Source organism: Streptomyces sp. NPDC058246, from assembly GCF_042881985.1.
GTDB lineage: Bacteria > Actinomycetota > Actinomycetes > Streptomycetales > Streptomycetaceae > Streptomyces.
This window is the reverse complement of record NZ_JBHVWZ010000023.1, coordinates 37,262-53,598: the sequence shown is the minus strand read 5'-3', so window position 1 is coordinate 53,598 and position 16,337 is coordinate 37,262. Positions and strand designations below refer to the sequence as shown.

Annotated in this window: 15 protein-coding genes and 6 pseudogenes; 12 read left to right on the top strand and 9 right to left on the bottom strand. The window is 68.0% G+C overall.

Annotation, left to right across the window (positions count from 1 at the left end; all coding sequences use genetic code 11):
- Window positions 1–58: 58 nt before the first annotated feature.
- Window positions 59–550 (bottom strand): FBP domain-containing protein, encoded by a 492-nt coding sequence (locus ACFVXA_RS28285; RefSeq protein WP_390027336.1) that lies wholly within the window; start codon window positions 548–550, stop codon window positions 59–61.
- A gap of 84 nt (window positions 551–634) precedes the next feature.
- On the opposite strand from ACFVXA_RS28285, the gene ACFVXA_RS28280 reads away from it, so the two are divergent.
- A complete protein-coding gene (locus ACFVXA_RS28280) occupies window positions 635–1,261 on the top strand; it encodes a WHG domain-containing protein (protein ID WP_362022938.1) in 627 nt (208 codons plus the stop codon).
- Between the two features lie 124 nt (window positions 1,262–1,385).
- On the opposite strand, the gene ACFVXA_RS28275 is transcribed toward ACFVXA_RS28280, so the two are convergent.
- Window positions 1,386–3,725 (bottom strand): FdhF/YdeP family oxidoreductase, encoded by a 2,340-nt coding sequence (locus ACFVXA_RS28275; RefSeq protein ID WP_390027334.1) that lies wholly within the window; start codon window positions 3,723–3,725, stop codon window positions 1,386–1,388.
- Between the two features lie 34 nt (window positions 3,726–3,759).
- The gene (locus ACFVXA_RS28270; RefSeq protein WP_390027332.1) at window positions 3,760–4,347 is read right to left on the bottom strand and encodes a hypothetical protein; all 588 of its coding nucleotides are present in this window, start codon (window positions 4,345–4,347) and stop codon (window positions 3,760–3,762) included.
- 701 nt (window positions 4,348–5,048) lie between these two features.
- On the opposite strand from ACFVXA_RS28270, the gene ACFVXA_RS28265 reads away from it, so the two are divergent.
- Window positions 5,049–5,696 (top strand): class I SAM-dependent methyltransferase, encoded by a 648-nt coding sequence (locus tag ACFVXA_RS28265; protein WP_390027330.1) that lies wholly within the window; start codon window positions 5,049–5,051, stop codon window positions 5,694–5,696.
- Window positions 5,697–5,854: 158 nt separating this feature from the next.
- Here ACFVXA_RS28265 and ACFVXA_RS28260 read toward each other — a convergent pair whose 3' ends face one another.
- Together ACFVXA_RS28260 and ACFVXA_RS28255 are read right to left on the bottom strand one after the other, a co-directional pair.
- Window positions 5,855–6,226, bottom strand: coding sequence for a VOC family protein (locus ACFVXA_RS28260; protein ID WP_390027327.1), 372 nt, complete (start codon window positions 6,224–6,226; stop codon window positions 5,855–5,857).
- 194 nt (window positions 6,227–6,420) lie between these two features.
- Window positions 6,421–6,621: pseudogene (locus tag ACFVXA_RS28255) on the bottom strand (dihydrofolate reductase family protein); the annotation flags it as partial.
- 165 nt (window positions 6,622–6,786) lie between these two features.
- Between ACFVXA_RS28255 and ACFVXA_RS28250 the strand changes: the two are divergent.
- The 3 genes from ACFVXA_RS28250 to ACFVXA_RS28240 all read left to right on the top strand — a co-directional run bounded on the left by ACFVXA_RS28250 (window position 6,787) and on the right by ACFVXA_RS28240 (window position 9,291).
- Complete coding sequence (locus ACFVXA_RS28250) at window positions 6,787–7,497, top strand: LysR substrate-binding domain-containing protein (RefSeq protein ID WP_389464214.1); 711 nt, start codon at window positions 6,787–6,789, stop codon at window positions 7,495–7,497.
- Window positions 7,498–7,876: 379 nt separating this feature from the next.
- Complete coding sequence (locus ACFVXA_RS28245; RefSeq protein WP_383736797.1) at window positions 7,877–8,410, top strand: SigE family RNA polymerase sigma factor; 534 nt, start codon at window positions 7,877–7,879, stop codon at window positions 8,408–8,410.
- Window positions 8,407–9,291, top strand: coding sequence for a hypothetical protein (locus ACFVXA_RS28240; protein WP_390027324.1), 885 nt, complete (start codon window positions 8,407–8,409; stop codon window positions 9,289–9,291). The genes ACFVXA_RS28245 and ACFVXA_RS28240 overlap by 4 nt, the downstream gene beginning before the upstream one ends.
- A gap of 85 nt (window positions 9,292–9,376) precedes the next feature.
- Here ACFVXA_RS28240 and ACFVXA_RS28235 read toward each other — a convergent pair whose 3' ends face one another.
- Entirely contained in the window at window positions 9,377–10,270 is an 894-nt protein-coding gene (locus tag ACFVXA_RS28235; protein WP_389464092.1) for a G1 family glutamic endopeptidase, read from the bottom strand.
- A 739-nt stretch (window positions 10,271–11,009) separates the two neighbouring features.
- Between ACFVXA_RS28235 and ACFVXA_RS28230 the strand changes: the two are divergent.
- Together ACFVXA_RS28230 and ACFVXA_RS28225 are read left to right on the top strand one after the other, a co-directional pair.
- A pseudogene (locus ACFVXA_RS28230) lies at window positions 11,010–11,174 on the top strand (aminoglycoside phosphotransferase family protein); the annotation flags it as partial.
- A gap of 51 nt (window positions 11,175–11,225) precedes the next feature.
- Window positions 11,226–11,630: a DUF6817 domain-containing protein gene (locus tag ACFVXA_RS28225; protein ID WP_390027422.1), complete on the top strand. Its 405-nt coding sequence runs from the start codon at window positions 11,226–11,228 to the stop codon at window positions 11,628–11,630.
- Here the strand turns inward: ACFVXA_RS28225 and ACFVXA_RS28220 are convergent.
- Window positions 11,551–13,107 carry a PQQ-binding-like beta-propeller repeat protein gene (locus tag ACFVXA_RS28220; protein WP_362030296.1) on the bottom strand — a complete coding sequence of 519 codons (1,557 nt, stop codon included), beginning with the start codon at window positions 13,105–13,107 and terminating at the stop codon, window positions 11,551–11,553. The two genes, ACFVXA_RS28225 and ACFVXA_RS28220, sit on opposite strands and share 80 nt — an antisense overlap.
- Before the next feature lie 523 nt (window positions 13,108–13,630).
- On the opposite strand from ACFVXA_RS28220, the pseudogene ACFVXA_RS28215 reads away from it, so the two are divergent.
- The 3 genes and pseudogenes from ACFVXA_RS28215 to ACFVXA_RS28205 form a co-directional block, all read left to right on the top strand.
- A pseudogene (locus ACFVXA_RS28215) lies at window positions 13,631–13,813 on the top strand (transposase); the annotation flags it as partial.
- A 6-nt stretch (window positions 13,814–13,819) separates the two neighbouring features.
- Window positions 13,820–13,936: pseudogene (locus tag ACFVXA_RS28210) on the top strand (IS5/IS1182 family transposase); the annotation flags it as partial.
- Window positions 13,937–13,948: 12 nt separating this feature from the next.
- On the top strand, window positions 13,949–14,416 hold the full coding sequence (locus ACFVXA_RS28205) for an SAM-dependent methyltransferase (RefSeq protein ID WP_350845742.1): 468 nt from the start codon (window positions 13,949–13,951) through the stop codon (window positions 14,414–14,416).
- A gap of 76 nt (window positions 14,417–14,492) precedes the next feature.
- On the opposite strand, the gene ACFVXA_RS28200 is transcribed toward ACFVXA_RS28205, so the two are convergent.
- Together ACFVXA_RS28200 and ACFVXA_RS28195 are read right to left on the bottom strand one after the other, a co-directional pair.
- Window positions 14,493–15,494, bottom strand: coding sequence for an NADP-dependent oxidoreductase (locus ACFVXA_RS28200; RefSeq protein WP_390027321.1), 1,002 nt, complete (start codon window positions 15,492–15,494; stop codon window positions 14,493–14,495).
- Window positions 15,495–15,557: 63 nt separating this feature from the next.
- Window positions 15,558–15,695 (bottom strand): annotated as a pseudogene (locus tag ACFVXA_RS28195) (AraC family transcriptional regulator); the annotation flags it as partial.
- Window positions 15,696–15,779: 84 nt separating this feature from the next.
- Between ACFVXA_RS28195 and ACFVXA_RS28190 the strand changes: the two are divergent.
- Window positions 15,780–15,869 (top strand): annotated as a pseudogene (locus ACFVXA_RS28190) (integrase core domain-containing protein); the annotation flags it as partial.
- 144 nt (window positions 15,870–16,013) lie between these two features.
- Entirely contained in the window at window positions 16,014–16,334 is a 321-nt protein-coding gene (locus tag ACFVXA_RS28185; protein ID WP_362030417.1) for a hypothetical protein, read from the top strand.
- Window positions 16,335–16,337 lie beyond the last annotated feature (3 nt).

Below are 16,337 nucleotides of genomic sequence, written 5' to 3'. Positions count from 1 at the left end.
TCGACCGGGGCCGGGCAGCGGCGGCGATACGGGGGTGAGACCGGAAGACGGTCCCAGGTCACGCGGCCACTTTGGCGATGAAGGCGGCGAGGTTCGCGACGGTCCGCTGGACCTTCTGCTCCAGGGTGAGGGACTCGGGGAGGCGTGCGCCGATGCCCGTGTCCTTCTTCCCGCGTACATACAGGGAGCAGGCCAGGTCGCTGCACATGTAGATGCCAACCGAGTTGCCCTGTTGTCCGGCCTTCCCGGACCTCGGCGCGACCATCAGGGAGACGCCGCCGGTGTGGGTGGTCACGCACACCGAGCACATGCTGCGGCGCATCTGCCAGGAGCCGGCGCCGGAGGAGCGCAGCTGGACGCCGACCGGGCGGCCGTCCAGCTCGGTCACGAGGTAGGCCCGGTCGGGGGCCTGGGGATCTCGCCAGCCCAGGAAGTCGAGGTCGCCCCAGCACTGCTCGGCCAGGTCACGGGGGATGGTCAGGCGCTTGGCCTCGCCCTTGGTGCAGTTCACGAACGCGGTACGGATCTCTTGCTCGGTCAGCGGCTTCATAATGGGAACGCTAATTTGCCTAACTTGATTAGGCAAATGCATAATCATCGATGCCAGTGATGAGGAGCGATGCGGAGGATGACCATGGCAGCGGCCGGACGGGTAGGGCTGACCACGGAGCGGCTGGTGAGGGCGGGGGCAGAGCTGGCCGACGAGGTCGGCTTCGAGCAGGCGACCCCCGCGGAACTCGCCCGGCGGTTCGGTGTCAAGACCGCGAGCCTGTACTCGCACGTGAAGAACGCCCACGACCTCAAGACCAGGATCGCCCTGCTCGCCCTGGAGGAACTCGCCGACCAGGTCTCCACCGCGGTGGCCGGACGGGCCGGCAAAGACGCCCTGACCGCTTTCGCGAACGTCTACCGCGACTACGCGCTCGCGCACCCGGGGCGCTTCGCCGCAGCCCAGTTCCGGCTCGACCCGCAGACGGCGGCCGCCAGCGCCGGCGTTCGGCACGCCCAGATGACGCGGGCGATCCTGCGCGGCTACAACCTGGCCGAACCGCACCAGACGCACGCGGTGCGGTTGCTGGGCAGTGTCTTCAGCGGCTACGTCGGTCTGGAGACCGCCGGCGGCTTCAGCCACAGCGCCCCCGACTCACAGGAGAGCTGGACCGAGATCCTCAACGCGCTCGACGCCCTGCTGCGCGCCTGGCCGGCGCACCCCGCAGGCATGCAGAGTGCCGTGCATGGGCCGCAGGCCCCCGGCCGGTGAACCCGGCCGGGGGCTTCTCCGACGCATCGGCGCGGGCGCCCCACGAATCTCTCGCGCTCACCGGGCTCAACACCGTCTGGCAACAGCCAGTGGAGTGCGCCACCGTAGGTGTGCGACCCGTGTGTCAGACCGACAGGTCAGCTCTCCGGCCGGCGGGCTCGACGCGGATCACGATGGATTTCGTCGTGGGAGTGTTGCTGGTCTCGGCCGTGGAGTCCAGCGCGACCAGCACGTTCGTCTCCGGGTAGTAGGCGACGGCGCAGCCGCGTGGGGCCGGATAACCGACGGCGCGGAAGCCGTCGGCGCGGCGTTCGCCGTCGGGGTGGACGCTGATCAGATCGACCAGGTCGCCTTCGTGCAGGTGGAGGTCGCGGAGGTCGTCCTTGTTGAGGAACACGACCCGCCGTCCGCCCTTGATGCCGCGGTAGCGGTCGTCCAGGCCGTACACCGTCGTGTTGAACTGGTCGTGCGACCGTACCGTCGCCAGCAGGAGGTGTCCCGGCGGGGCTACGACGGCGGTCGGTGGGTTGACGGTGAAGCGGGCCTTGCCGGTCGATGTCGGGAACGTGCGGGAGTCGTGTGGTCCCCGGGGGAGCATGAAACCGCCGGGCTGCCGGACGCGCTGTTCGAACGCGTGGAATCCGGGCACGACATGCTCGATGTGGCGACGGATCACGGCGTAGTCGTCGCGCATGGCGCGCCAGCCGAGATCGTCGCCGAAGAGCGCCTGGCCGAGGTCGGCGATGATCGCGACCTCGCTGCGCAGGTGCGGCGATCCGGGAAGGAGCCGGCCGCGGGAGGAGTGGACCATGGCCATGGTGTCCTCGACCGTGACGAACTGCTCTCCGGAGGCCTGGAGATCCCGCTCCGTGCGGCCGAGGCAGGGCAGGAGCAGCGACTCGGTGCCGTGGCACAGGTGGGACCGGTTCAGTTTGGTCGCGATATTGACGGTCAGGGCGCAGTTGGCGAGGGCGGCCTCGGTGACCTCTGTGTCCGGCGTGGCCGAGGCGAAGTTGCCGCCGAGGCCGATGAACACGTCGGCCTTGCCGTCGCGCATGGCCCGGATCGAGTCGACGGTGTCCAGGCCGTGCGCTCGGGGCGGATCGAACCCGAACTCGTCCCGGACCTTGTCCAGGAATGCGTCCGGCATCTGCTCCCAGATGCCCATGGTGCGGTCGCCCTGGACGTTGCTGTGTCCGCGGATCGGGGCGGGCCCGGCGCCGGGGCGTCCGATGTTGCCGCGCAGCAGGAGGAAGTTGACGATCTCGCGGATGGTGGCCACCGCGTTGCGGTGCTGGGTGAGCCCCATGGCCCAGCAGACGATGATGCTGTCGGCCTTCAGTACGTCGGCCGCGCAGTTCTCGATGAGGCGGCGGGAGAGACCGCTCATCGTTTCGATCCGCGACCAGTCCAGGGCACGCCATGCGGCCTCGGCTGCCTGGAAACCGTCGCAGTACCGGTCGATGAAGTCGTGGTCGAGGGCGGAGCCCGGCCGGGCATCCTCCCGGTCGATCAGGGCGCGGTTCAGGCCGGCGAACAGGGCCATGTCGCCGTTGATCCGTACCGGGAGGTAGCGGTCGGCGAGCTTGGTACCCGGGCCCACCAGGCCGCGTGCGGTCTGTGGATTGTGGAAGCGGCCGAGGCCGGCCTCGGGGAGCGGGTTGGCGGCGATGATGTGCGCGCCGCGTTGCTTGGCCTGTTCGAGGGCCGTGAGCATACGAGGGTGGCAGGTGCCGGGGTTCTGGCCCACGATGATGATCAGATCTGCGTGATCGGTGATGTCGTCGAACGTGACGGTGCCCTTACCGACGCCGATGGTCTCCGTCAGGGCCGCGCCGCTCGACTCGTGACACATGTTCGAGCAGTCCGGCAGGTTGTTCGTGCCGAGCCGCCGCGCCAGCAGTTGGTAGAGGAAGGCCGCCTCATTGCTCGTACGGCCGCTGGTGTAGAAGAGGGCACGGTTCGGGTCGGCCATGCCGCGCAGGTGCTCGGCGGTGAGCGCGAGCGCGTCGTGCCAGGAGATGGGCGCATAGTGGGTGGCGCCCGGAGCGAGGTGCATCGGTTGGGTCAGCCGTCCCTGCGACTCCAGCCAGTGACCGTCGCGTTCCCGCAGTTCGGCGATGGAGTGTTCGGCGAAGAATGCCGCGTCGACGCGTTTGCGCGTGGCCTCCCAGGCCACGGCCTTCGCGCCGCTCTCGCAGAATTCCGCCATCTTCCGGTGGTCGGGGTCGGGGTCGCCCCATGCACAGCTCGGACAGTCGAAGCCGTCGACGTGATTCATCGTGAGCAGCGTCTGCAGACTCCGCTTCGGTCCCATTTCCGCCATGGAATACCGCATGGACTCTTCGATGGCGTGAATCCCGACGCTGGACTTCACGGGGCCCGAAACTTTCGGATTCGGCTCGGGTTCGGAGCCGCCCGCCGCTTCATGCGGGCCAGTCGGGTTGGTTGGGTTTTCAGCCATGGCCGCCTCTTTGCATTAGTGGCCGCCCCTTTGTCTATACGGGCCAATGGTAGGCGAGAGAGAAGTCGACTGCCGCCGCGTACGCGAGGTACATGAGCCAGCTGCCGGTCAGGATGCGGATCAGTCCGAGGACACGCTCAGCCGGCTTGATCCCGATCGCAGCGAAGAAGTCGACGAAGTAGATCGCGAACAATCCCAGGAAAAGCAGGCCGACCGGCCAGTCACCGACCTTGAAGAACACCGTTGCGCCCATTGCGGAGATCACCATGTAGGCGACGCACATACCAGCATTGGGCCGGGGATCATTTCCGCGGTAGCGGTTCCAGCCGATCGCGAACCAGTGGATACCGTATGCCGAGAACGCCAGTGCGGCCATGTACAGCGCCGGCGACTTGGTGAATACCTGGAACCAGGTCAACCCGACGAAGAGGATCAGCCCGGTAACCAGTTGACACAGGCCGGGCATCCAGATCCCCCAGACGCCGATCGCTCGATCCACCGCGTCGCTCTTTCGGGGATAGCCGAACAACTCATGCGGCCCATAGATCAGGTATCCGGTACCGAGACCGAAGAACCCGAGCGCCAGCGGCGGAAATGTCGAGGCGGCGAATGTCACGTCCATGCTCGTCCTCCTTCGAGGAAGAACTGACACATATGCGTTCGGGGCAAGCGGCCGGGCGGCCGGCCCCGCTTGTCGACTCCGGGCGCCACCTGGCCGTCACAGACGTGCTCGCGCTGATGCGGGCGGTGGCGATGACCTGCTCGCGCGGCGGCCTCAATCTCTTTCGCCCTCACGATGTCGGGGTCCCGGGGATCGAGCGGCAGCGGGTCCAGCAGCATGGACTGCCGCTCGCGCGAATCCCTCGTACGACGGCGCTTCGTCACGGGAACCTGCTGCATCTCGCACCTCACAGAGGAGTACGTACGTACCTTGCGGGTACAGCCTTGCCGCAGCCTGCTTCGCAGCCATCGCCGCCAGCCCCCGGTTCCTGGGCACGGCAGCGGTAACGCGCATCTACCTGCCACCTTCAATTGACCCGGGATCGGGCCGACCGGAGCGTCGTTCTGGCATCCAGTCGGACGATCTTGTCTTCTGCTCCCGCGAGGCTGACGCGGAGTACTCCGACTTCGCCGAGCCGACCCTCGCGGTCGACCTCGGCGATCCGCGCGGTGAAGTGGTCCGGACCTCGACCAGCCTCGGGGGCGAAGTCTCGGGCATCTGATCCAGGCTTCCCTGGACTAGTGAGGGCCCGGGGAAGCAGGCGGGAGGGAAGCTCGTGATTCTCTCGGCTCGCCTCGGCGCCAGGAACTACTGTCGCGAGCATGGTCGAACACGATGCTCTCAGCGCCACCCGCGAGGCCTACGACGCCGCTGCCACCACCTATGCGCAACTGTTCCGAGACACGCTGCGTGACAGTCCCCTGGACCGCGCGATCTTGGGTGCCTTCGCCGAGGTCGTCAGCGCGAGTGGGGACGGCCAGGTCGCGGACCTGGGGTGTGGGCCTGGCCATATCACCGCTCATCTGGACGAGTTGGGGTTGGCGGCGTTTGGTGTCGATGCCTCTCCGACGATGGTCGAGTTGGCTCGGCAGGCCTATCCCGGCCTACGGTTCGACGTGGGCTCGATGGCCACGTTGAACATCGCTGACGGCGTGCTGGGCGGCGTACTCTCACGGTGGTCCATCATCCACACTCCGCCGCGGGAACTCCCCGTCATCTTGACGGAGTTCCACCGTGTGCTGGCACCTGGCGGCCACCTTCTGATCGGCTTTTCGGCAAGCGATGATCCGTCTCACCCGACGCAGGTCTTCGATCACACAGTCGCGCCGGCCTATCGATGGTGGCCTGATCACTTGGCCGCGATGCTGCGCAGGTCCGGGTTGGCCGAGGTGGCCCGGATGGTTCGCGAGCCTCAGCCCACCGACCGACGGCAGTTCCAGGAGATTCAACTGCTCGCCCGCAAAGCCTAGGCAGAAGAGGAGGGCGTGCATGGCAGGGAGGCTGTCGAGGCCGTCCGGGTCGGCTGTCCCGAACTGGCCGCTCTGGCCAGGCATGTCCGCGCCTTCGCGGCCATGCTCACCCACCTACAGGGCGAACAGCTACCGGCCTGGATCGCCGAAGTACATGACTATCCGCCTCTGACCACACAGAAGGGATGTCCTGCCGGATCGGTGAGAACCCGCGCCTTGTCATGAGGCTGGTGATCCGGCTTGCCCGCACCCAGCTCCAGCAGCCGGGCCTCAACCTCGTCCAAGTCGTCCTCGACCTTGAAACAGATGTGAAGCTGCTGAGGAACGATCTGGTCAGGCCAGCTCGGAGCACGGTAGTCGTCGACCCGCTGGAAGCCGACGAGAAGGCCGTCCTCGCAGTGGAGACCGGCGAACTCGTCATCTGATTTCGGGTGGAGTTCGAAGCCGGTGGCCTCCTGATAGAACGCCGCCAGAGCCAGCGGATCAGGACAGTCGAGCGTGATCGCGGTCAACTTCATCTGCAGGGGCATGGCACCTCCGGGCCGCTCACTGGCGTTCGCGCCACACCCTAGTCAGAGGCGGCCGGCGCCTCCTCTGCCCGGGACCATCCCGACAGAAGACCCACACCCATCTCCGAGACGACCTTCCGTAGACGCACAGGTCGTTTCGCCGAGAGAACGTCACTGGCCGACCCGTTCTTCCCAGGGCTCGGCAGACGAGCCGGCTAGCGCGCCACGCGGTGGCGGAGGTAGACGATTCTCGAGCTGAAGGTGCGGGTCCCGACGAGTTCGAGATCCACCCGGCGCTCGCGCTGGGGAAAGAACGAAATGCCACCGCCAACCAGCACCGGGTAGACCATGGCCCGGTACTCGTCGATCAGACCCAACGCGGCCGCCTCGGCGGCGAGAGCCGCGCCGCCGATCGCGGGCACGAGGCTCAGAGCCACCGTCGACGCGACGATCTGCTGGTCGTTCCTGGCTCCGTGCCGCGAGAACTGAGCCGGCTCGAGGACGAGGTGGGTGCGGAACTGTTCCAACGGGTGGGTCGCACGCTGCGGCTCACCCCTGCCGGTCAGCACTTCAAGAAGCACGTGGACGTCGTGCTGCACCACTACGACCTGGGACTGTGTGCAGTGGCCGAGTCGGTCGATCCCGAAAAGGGCCTGATCCCGCTGGCCTTCCTGCATACCCTGGGCACCTGGCTGGTGCCGCCGCTGCTCGGCAGTTTCCGCGACCAGTACCCCAGGGCCCGGTTCGAGCTGCACCAGCATCACGAGTCCGGGCTCGTCCAGAAGCTCCTCGACGGCACGGTGGATCTGGCGATCACCGGCGGGGATCCGGACACGCCGACGATCTCCTGGCAACGCCTGCTGGTCCAATCGTTGTGGCTGGCCGTCCCCCCGCGCCATCGGCTGGCCTGCCGCAAGCAGGTCCGCCTGGCGGAAGTGGCCGACAAACCCTTCATCCTGCTGCAGCCGGGCTACGGCCTGCGGGACACCACCGAGCGCCTCTGCCGCGAAGCCGGATTCACGCACCACGTCGGTTTCGAGGGCGAAGAGGTGGAAACCCTGCGCGGCCTGGTCACGGCAGGGCTCGGCGTGTCCTTGCTCCCGCTCCCACAGATGGCCACGCAACCGTCGTCAACCGCCGAGTCCGCCGCCACGTACCTGCCGGTCACCGATGTCGACTGCACGCGCGACATCGGCATCGCCCGGCTCACCGGACGCACCCTGCCACCCGCGTCCGAGCGCTTCCTCCGGCATGTGTTGAGCTCGGCACCCCGGATCCTCCAGGACAAGTGAACTGCGGGGAGAGGCCAGCGGCGTCCTCCCACTCACGACGGATGTTCTCCAGCTCCACCGCCACGTCTACGGCGGTCCGGCGCAGGGAGGCGGTCATCCGTCGCCTCGTTCGGTTTCCAACAGCTCCTTCGTCTCCCGGAGTTCCTCGACCAGTGCGGCGTACTTCGCGGCGAGATCCTGCATGGCCATCGGCACGGCACCCTGCACCTTGGCCTTGACCGTGGCCAGAAGAAGAGCGCCGATGCCGCAGGGGCGACGCGTGCGCGGCCACGTGCAACCCTGGGCGATCCGGGTTCCGTGTAGGACGTAGGGAGAAGCGGACCTGAGTCGGCTCGGATCCGACACAGGCGAGGCCTGGATGCATGAGACGAGGAAGAGCGTGACCGATCATCCCCGCGAGACCGACTTCCGTACCTGGGTGCTTGAGCATCGAACGCGCCTGCGTACGACGGCGTTTCTGCTCTGCGGTGACTGGTACCTCGCCGATGACCTCGTGCAGGACGCGCTCGGACGGCTCTACTCCAGGTGGGGCAGGGTGGTGGCAGCCGGTGATCCGCGCGCGTACGTCCGTCGGATCCTGTGCAATCTCCACACCGACTACCGACGTCGACCGGCCAGACGTGAGATCAGCGAGGCGGATGTGGGCACGTTGCGCTCACACCCGCACACCAGCATGGACGAGCGTGACGACGATCTGATCGCCGCTCTGCTGACGATCCCGGCCGGCCAGCGGACCATGCTCGTCCTGCGCTTCTTCGAGGATCTGTCCGTCGAGCAGACCGCGGCCCTCCTCAAGACGAGTCCGGGCAATGTCAAGAGCCAGACGAGCCGCGGCCTGGAGGCTCTGCGCTCCGCACTCCAGACGCAACCGACCAAGATCGCACGACCGACCAAGATCGAAGGAGCATCGTGAACCCCGACAAGACGGCGGAGGAACTCGCCGTGCGCATCGCGTCCCTCAGCATCAGTGCTCCTGCCGACCACATCGACATCGACGAGGCGGTCCGCGTGGGGACGAGGCGGCGCTGGCGTCGCCGGCTTGCTGTCGCCGGCGTGTTCGCCTGCGTAGTGGCCGTCGCCGGATCGGTGGCCGTCGCAACGCAGGCGGGCAACGACAGGAGCAACACCATGGCTACTCCCACCTTCGGCGGCGCAGCCCTGACCGCCGAAGGCCTCGGCGGGCGCTGGATCGCCGACCAGGTCGACGGCAGCGACGTCTCGTCGTGGCGCGACGCCGGCGGCATTCCGGCCAACATCATCATCGGCGCCGACGGGACACCGAACGGATGGCAGGTGAACGGGGCCTGCGGCCCGCTGGTCGGCGGCACCTTCACGGTGCGGGCGGACGGCTCGTTCACCGCCACCCCGCCCTCGCGGCGGTTCCAGTCCTGCCCGATGCTCAGCACGCCGACCCCCGACCTCCTGGACGCGGTCGTGCGTACCGCTCACGTCACCGTGGAGAGTCCGAGCGACTCGGCCGCCCGAACACTGCGGTTCCTGGACAGCGACAAGCGGCTCGTCGCGCTGTGGCGTGAGGACACCGCGACCAAGTCAGCCGCCGCCGTGTGCAAGAAGGCGCTCGGAAGCACGTCCACCTCCGACGGCACCTTCACCACCGTCGAGCGGGTCCGCGCGAAGCGCCTGGCCGTGACGAACGCCAACCCCGAGAACGTACTGCCCGGCGTTCCCGGCGGCGCCGTCGCCATCAACTGCTCGGCCACCGAGGCGGGTTCGCCGGTCAGGTACGCGGTCACGGCCGACGGCCACAAGGTGAGGCTACGGTCGGCCAAGTAGCCGGCCGCCCGCGAACGCCGCCCACGCGCCGGTACCGCGGGAGCACATGGCGGCTCCCTGCGGTACCGGCACGACTGGGCGGGTGCTAGGAGCAGCGCTTCCAGGTCTGGTAGAACGCAGTGGAGCTGGAACGGGTGTTGGTGTCCAGGGCGGCACCGGACGAGGCGCCGTTGGTCGTGAGTCGCACCTCGGTGGTCGACAGCTTGAAGAGGTCCTTGAAGGTGCTGCCGTACCTGGCACCGGCGGCGCTGAACGTCTGCCGGCTGAACTTACGCAGTTTGAAACCGTACGGCCGCTCGTTGATGTAGTCCGCGGTCGTCCCGTCGTAGTACCCCGACAGGCCGGACACGGTGACGGGTGACCAGCCGGATCCAGCGGTCCGGTCGTACCAGTGGAACCCGACCTTTCCGGAGCTGTAGGTCATGTACTGCGAGATGACGTGTCCGGTCTTCGTCGTGTGCCCGATATAGACGGGCGGGTTCTGGTGCGCGGAGTTGAGGTACTCGTACCACAGAGAGGCACCCTGGGTGGCCGTGTTCGACGAGCCCGAGGCGAACCCCTGCTGGATCAGCTTGCCGGAGTTGTAGCCACCGAGGCCGATCCACGGGGCCTCCAGCGTGCTGGCGTTGGAGCCACAACTCGCGGAGTAGGTGGGGATGTTCTGATCGTCGTAGACCTCGTTGTAGTTGGAGTGTCCGGTGGCGATGTAGCCGCTCCAGTTGCTGCTGTAGGAGAATCGCACTGACGACTTGCCGGACGGCCCCAGGCACGGCACGGACGGGATGGTCTCGCGATACCCCTGGTACTTCGCCCGCCATGCCGCCAGCGCCTTCCGGCTGTTGGGGGCGTTGAAGCCGTAGGCCCGTGCCGTCGCGGGCGCCGCCGTCTGCGGGCGGAACCCCTGGGGCGGGACGATCGTCGTCATGGTCGCGCCGCCCGGCAGACGGTACGTCAGCTCTTTCCCCGCTGCGGCACGCACGCCTTGAGCAGCTGACGGGGACACGGTCTTCCCGTCCGCCCCGACGAGACGCGTCTGCGTGGCGCTGAGGGTTTTGCACCCCTTGGCCGGTGCGGAACCGGCCCCCGGGGCGGCGTTCGCGGGCGTCGCGACATAGGCGGCGGCCGCGACCACCAGCGAACTTGCGACGGCTAAGACTTTCCGGACACGAGAGCCTGCAGTTGCCCGAGACGGACTCATGTTTCTCCTTCGGTGTGGGAAGAGGACATCAGCGACCAGGGCGCTTCCGCGCCCCAGCCGCTCGCCGATGTCGACAGGGACCAGCCCGGCGTGACACACGCGCCCTCGGCCGCAGCCGTGCGCGTCGTCATGGCGCTGGCGGCCGAACCGCCGCTGGCGGTCACGACCTCGTGGCTGGAATCCCTGCGGTCCCGAAGCCCATACCGACGATGAACAGATTGTTCACGCCACCCAACCCCCGTCGTGTGCATGACACTTACCGCACTCGTGTGGCTCGCTGGAGCCGTGCGATGGATGCATCGTATGGAGCGGTAGGGGAAACGTGTGGCCGCTTGTAGAAAACTTGTTCCTGTCTTTCCCTGAGCAACACCCGGCCCAAGATGCGCGGCCGCAACTAGAACACCGGGCTTGAGGGGCGCCTAGATCGAGCTCCGTCCATCGCCGCCCTGTTCATCACGCGTCACCCCCGTCCGACGTCGTGGCGGGAGGGTCCCGACCTGACAGTCGCGTATGGCGGTGACTGGTCGCGGTTGATCCGACCGCCGCGCATTGCGCGTATGCATCGCTCCCCATGACACATCTGGCGGGCCGGACGGTCCTCGACGATGAGGGTTTGGAGGCGCGCGTCCCCCTGCTGGGCCGTCAACTCGTGGCGATCCACGCGTCGCGCTCTGCCGAGCGGCCCTTCTCCGCGAGAGCCGGAGGAAGAGGACTCGATGACGCAGGGCGGGAGAGAGTGCATCTCCAGCACAGTCGGCGCTACTTCAGGAACTCCGGAACGTTTGCGCACACCGATGGCTTCGCCACCGCGCTGCTGCCCGGGGACCGCCGTGCCGACCTCGCGGCGGTGATCGGCGCGGAGGCCGAGGGGATCGTCTACCTGTACGCCTCCTGCGACCGGAAGGGCGCTTACCCGGATCTCACCCGGCCGGACGCCGCCTTCCTGGCAGCTCGTGGCTCCCGCGCCTGCGGGGCCGTGTCGGCCTCCGGCCCGTCACCACAAACGCGACGGGCGTGCCCGACCCTCCACCGGGTCGGGCACGCCCTGCCGTGGCACGGTCCTACGCGGTGCCGAAGGCCACCAGATGGCCGTCCCGGGTCGCCACGTAGACCCGGCCCCCGTCGGTGGCGGGGACCATGAACTTGGACGCCGTACCGATCGAGAAGGAACGGCGCAGGTGCATGACGCCGCCCACGGGCACCGCGTCGTAGACCCGTAGCTGGCCACCGACACCGCCGGAGCCGGAGCCGGACCAGATGACCCAGACGAGCGCGGAGCCGCCGGCCGTTCCGTCGGAGGTGACCGCGGGGGAGCCGGAGGCGTATCCGAATCCCTCGTTGCTGACGCCGACGCTGGTCAGCCGCGGAACGCCCGCGCTGTCGACGCCGAACTTCAGTGCGCGCAACGGCACATGGCTGTTGCCGCTGGAGCCCACCGTGTACACGTACCCGCCGCCGCCGCCCCAGACCGCGGGGTGGCCCCAGACGCCCTCGAACGGTCCGGCCATGCTCACCGGCTTGTCCGTGCCGTTCGGGCCCTGGCCCATGCCGCCCAGGTTGTCCCGGTCCAGCAGGAAGACCCGGCCGTCCTTGCCGACCTGGACCAGCAGGTGCGGGTGCTCGGGGCTGCCGAAGCCGTCGGGCAGCGCGACCGGACCGCCCGAGCCGAGGTCGATGTCGTCGTGGTCCAGCGCCCGGTTGTTCGTCGGGCTGAAGAAGTCCCGGGCCGAGAGAGTGCCGTTGCTGTTCACGCCCAGCCGCACCACCGACTCACCGAAGTGGCCCAGCGGCTTGTTGCCCGGGCCGACGCCCGGCGAGGAACCCGTTCCGGCGCCGTTGCCGGTGGTGAGGAAGATCCGGCCGGAGCCGTCCGAGACCAGCCCGCCCCCGCTCTGCCAGATACCGGCCTCCTGGGTGCTGGAGCCGGCCTCCGTGGACCACAGGGTCAGGCTGCGGGTGCTCACGTTCACTCCGACCACCTGGCCGACGAACGGGCCCGTGTCGCAGTAGGAGGCGAAGCCCGCGTACACCCTGCCGTTCAGCAGCAGCAGACCGGGGCGCTGCGCGGCGGTGAACGAGTTGAACGGGTGGCCGGGGCTGTTGCTCGGCGTGCCCGTGATCTTCACCGGCCAGCCGCTGCGCTCGGTACCGGTGGACGCACTCACCGCGTGGAAGTACCAGCTCGGATGCTGGACGTCCGGCCCGTCGTTGACCTTGCTGGTGAGGTAGACGGTGTTGGACGACGGGTCGTACACCGGGGTGGAGGTGATGCCGGTCTGTGGCGCGGGGTCATTGCAGTTGACCGCCGAGGTCGGCCAGGCGGCGCCGAGCTGTCGGGTCCAGTTCGTCTTACCGGTGACGGCGTCGATGCCGTAGACGTAGTTGTTCTCGGTGGCGACCACCACGTTCGTGCCCGTGACCAGCGGCTGGGCCAGCACCGAGCCGTTCACCGGGGTGGACCAGCGCCGCCCGAAGCTTGAGGCGGACACCTTGGACGGCGACAGGTTCGGCTCCTTCGAGTCCCATCCGGTGCGCTTGTTGTTCACCGAGATGGTGGACTCGATGGCCTGAGCCGGAGCGATGAGCCCGAGCAGCAGGAGACCCGCCAGCGCCGCCACCTTGCCTCTCGGCCTCAGCAGCCTTCCTCCTCCTCTTCCTCGTCGGTGTGTCGGTGAAGTGACTAGCGCCATGTGGTTTGCCCTTGTCTCGGGTTGCGTGGACGCTGACGTCCGGCCGAGGGCCATTGTGCTGACGGATAGCCAGTTCACCGGCGCGCAAGAGTAGGCACGACGGGGGATTCATTCCCGGGGAGCAATATCCCGACGGCCTGCGGTCGGTCAACCGGAGCCGGTCTTCGGCCAGCCCTTTCGCCTCGTCGTCGCCGACCCAGCTGGAGAACGCGGCCTCGAACTCGTTGATCAGGTCGTCCGTGTACTGGAGGTATTGGCTGGTGTCGTGGCGTGGGGGACGTCGGCGCGGGAGAGGTCGGTGCGGGCGCGGTGCCAGTGCACAGGTGGCGCCACCGGCCGGCGGTGTCGCGGGCGACGTCGACGCCGACCTCCACCACCGGGTCCGGCTCGATGAGCGTGACGTTCAGCGTCACGTCGGTGCCCCACCCGGCGGAGAACGACCAGCCTCTCCAGGGGTCGGAACATCCGCGCTCACCTCGCCTGCCCGGCCCGTGTTCCCAAACCCCAAGGCTCCGGCCCCGGGCGGCCACCCAGTGCCAAGAACAAACACCGGGCACCCCGCTACGACGTCGGCAAGACCGTCAAACGCCCCGAGACCCTCAAGGCCATCGGCAAGCCTGGCAGGTCCTGGTAGATAAACAACAAGCTCAGGCAGTGGCGCGGCCTGGCCGCACGGTGCGACAAACTCGCCATCGCCTACCAGGCCGCACTCCACCTCGCGGCCATCCTCATCTGGGCACGACGCCGGCCAGATTGATAGAACCTAGCCATGCCAAGCTTCGAGGTCACACCGATAGGTACAGTCCGGAACAATCGAACGGACGTCCAGCACACGGACAACTGGGGTGCCGTCCGCAGCACGATCACCATCGACGAGCGCTTCGGTGAGGCGTGCCTCCAGGGCCTGGAGGGCTTCTCCCACGTGGAGATCCTCTTCATCTTCGACCAGTTCCCGGAACACGACGACTACCGCGAACCCCGCCCCTACCGCGGCCGCTCCGACCTCCCGCCCGTTGGTGTCTTCGCCGGCCGCGGCCCCCGCAGACCGAACCGCATCGGGGTAACGTGCTGCGCCATCGAATCCGTCCACGGCCGCGAACTGACGGTGGTGGGCCTCGATGCGGTCTCCGGCACCCCGGTCATCGACCTGAAGCCGACGATGGCAGAGTTCCGCGCGGTGAACATCAAGCAGCCGGAATGGGTCAGCCGCCTGATGTCGGAGTACTTCCAGCCGTAACGGCCCTTCGCCACCCGCCCGCGACTCGCCGCATGAAACCCGGTCTCCACTCCTGGAGTTGAACCTGAAGTGCGGCTCACATCTGGACGACGACCTTGCCCTTGGCGTGGCCCTGCTCAAGGTGGGCGAAGCCCTCGGCGATCTGCTCGAAAGGGAAGACGCGGTCGGTCACCGTCTTCAGCTCGCCGTTGTCGACCAGGTCGGCCAGCAGATCGAGGCCCGGTCCGCTGGGGTGCATGAACAGGAACCGGTAGTCGACGCCCCGTTTCCTGGCCTGACGGCGGATCTTGGCCCCGGCCACCCACAGCGCGGTGGACACCAGCGGGGCCGCGCCAAAGTCCGCGCGCACGTTGGCCGGCTCGGGCAGTCCTCCGATGGAGACCGCTTTGGCTCCCCGCTTGAGGATGGCGAAACTGTCCGACAGGTCCTGCCCACCGGTCAGGTCGAACGCACCGTCGTCATCGCTCAGGACGTCCTTGAACTTCTGCTTCTGGTAGTTGATGACCGTCGCGGCCCCGAGAGACCGGACCAGTTCCTCGCCGCGGGGTGACGCGGTGGTGGCCACCTCCGCGCCCATCCAGACGGCCAGTTGGATGACGAGGGTGCCGACGCCCCCGGCTCCGCCGGAAATGAACACCCGGTCGCCCGCGGTGACGCCCAGTTCGTCGCGCAGCGCCTGCAGGGCCGTCAGCCCGGCCAGCGGCAGCCCGGCCGCGTCGGCGAAGTTCAGGGACTTCGGCATCCTCCCCACCAGCGCCGCGTCGACGGCGGCGTAGGGGGCGTAGGCGCCCAGCTTCTTCTTGTCCACCCTGGCGAACACCCGGTCTCCGACCGCGAAACGCGTGACACCGTCGCCGACCCCCTCCACCACACCGGACAGTTCACTGCCCGCCACCTGGGGCAGGGTGAGGCGGTGCACCAACCGCATCGCGCCTTGGCGGACCTTGTAGTCGATCGGGTTCAGACCTGCGGCCCGTACCCGAATGAGGACCTCGCCGTCGCCTGCCACCGGCTCGGGGACGTCCCGCAATTCCATCGCGCTCGCGTCCCCGTAACGGGTCATCACGTACGCCTGCATGTCAGCTTCCTACCTGGTGAAAGCCGTCGTCGACGCGATGTGCGGCTCCGTTTAGGGGGCTGCTCACTGCCCGCTCGGCACTCCGCTTCGGGCCCGGAAGGTGTTCCGGTACGGCTGGGGCGGAACTCCGACCGCCGCGTGCAGGTGCTGCCGCCGAGATGCCCCCGTGGCGAAGCTGACTTCCGCCGCGATCCGGTCGACTTGCACTGTCATCGACGAAGAGTACTTCGGGGGCCAGGGCGACCTGCCGGAGCCGGGGTGGATGCGAGCTGGGCCAACACGTTGGCCAATGCAGGGATCACCCACAAACGCACCCGTTCGTACCGGCCGCAGACCAACGGGAAGGTCGAGCGCTTCACTCGCACGCTGCTCGACTTCGCGGTCTAGTCTGAGGTGTAGCACCTCAGTTGCCGGTACGGCTGGTGCTGCACGTATATCGCGTTGTGGGCCCAGAGGCGACGCCATAGGGTCACCGGCATGTCTCTACGTCTTCGTATGCGTCAAGCACTCCCGGAAGCGATGCGCGCTCGTGACAAGGCCGCGGTGAGCGCCCTGCGCGCAACACTTGCCGCGCTGGACAACGCAGAGGCAGTGCCCGTGGACGAAGCTGAGCTGCGCGGCATGGCCCTTGAGCATTCGCCGGTTGGTGTCGGCGCCACCGAGGCAGCGCGGTGTGAGCTGAGCGAGCGCAGTGTGGTGGATGTCGTGCGCGCCGAGGCCGCCGAACGACTGGAAGTTGCAGCGCAGTTGACTGCGCCCGCGCACGCTGACCGAGCCGCGCGGCTCCGCGCGGAGGCCGCCGTGCTGCTTCGCTTCCTCGACGGTCCCGGCACCGCATAGGGC

Excerpts from the sequence above, each read along its gene's own strand:
- ACFVXA_RS28285 (WP_390027336.1), bottom strand. The coding sequence starts at position 550 with ATGAAGCCGCTGACCGAGCAAGAGATCCGTACCGCGTTCGTGAACTGC.
- ACFVXA_RS28280 (WP_362022938.1), top strand. The coding sequence starts at position 635 with ATGGCAGCGGCCGGACGGGTAGGGCTGACCACGGAGCGGCTGGTGAGG.
- ACFVXA_RS28275 (WP_390027334.1), bottom strand. The coding sequence starts at position 3,725 with ATGGCTGAAAACCCAACCAACCCGACTGGCCCGCATGAAGCGGCGGGC.
- ACFVXA_RS28270 (WP_390027332.1), bottom strand. The coding sequence starts at position 4,347 with ATGGACGTGACATTCGCCGCCTCGACATTTCCGCCGCTGGCGCTCGGG.
- ACFVXA_RS28265 (WP_390027330.1), top strand. The coding sequence starts at position 5,049 with ATGGTCGAACACGATGCTCTCAGCGCCACCCGCGAGGCCTACGACGCC.
- ACFVXA_RS28260 (WP_390027327.1), bottom strand. The coding sequence starts at position 6,226 with ATGCCCCTGCAGATGAAGTTGACCGCGATCACGCTCGACTGTCCTGAT.
- ACFVXA_RS28205 (WP_350845742.1), top strand. The coding sequence starts at position 13,949 with ATGCCAAGCTTCGAGGTCACACCGATAGGTACAGTCCGGAACAATCGA.
- ACFVXA_RS28200 (WP_390027321.1), bottom strand. The coding sequence starts at position 15,494 with ATGCAGGCGTACGTGATGACCCGTTACGGGGACGCGAGCGCGATGGAA.
- ACFVXA_RS28185 (WP_362030417.1), top strand. The coding sequence starts at position 16,014 with ATGCGCGCTCGTGACAAGGCCGCGGTGAGCGCCCTGCGCGCAACACTT.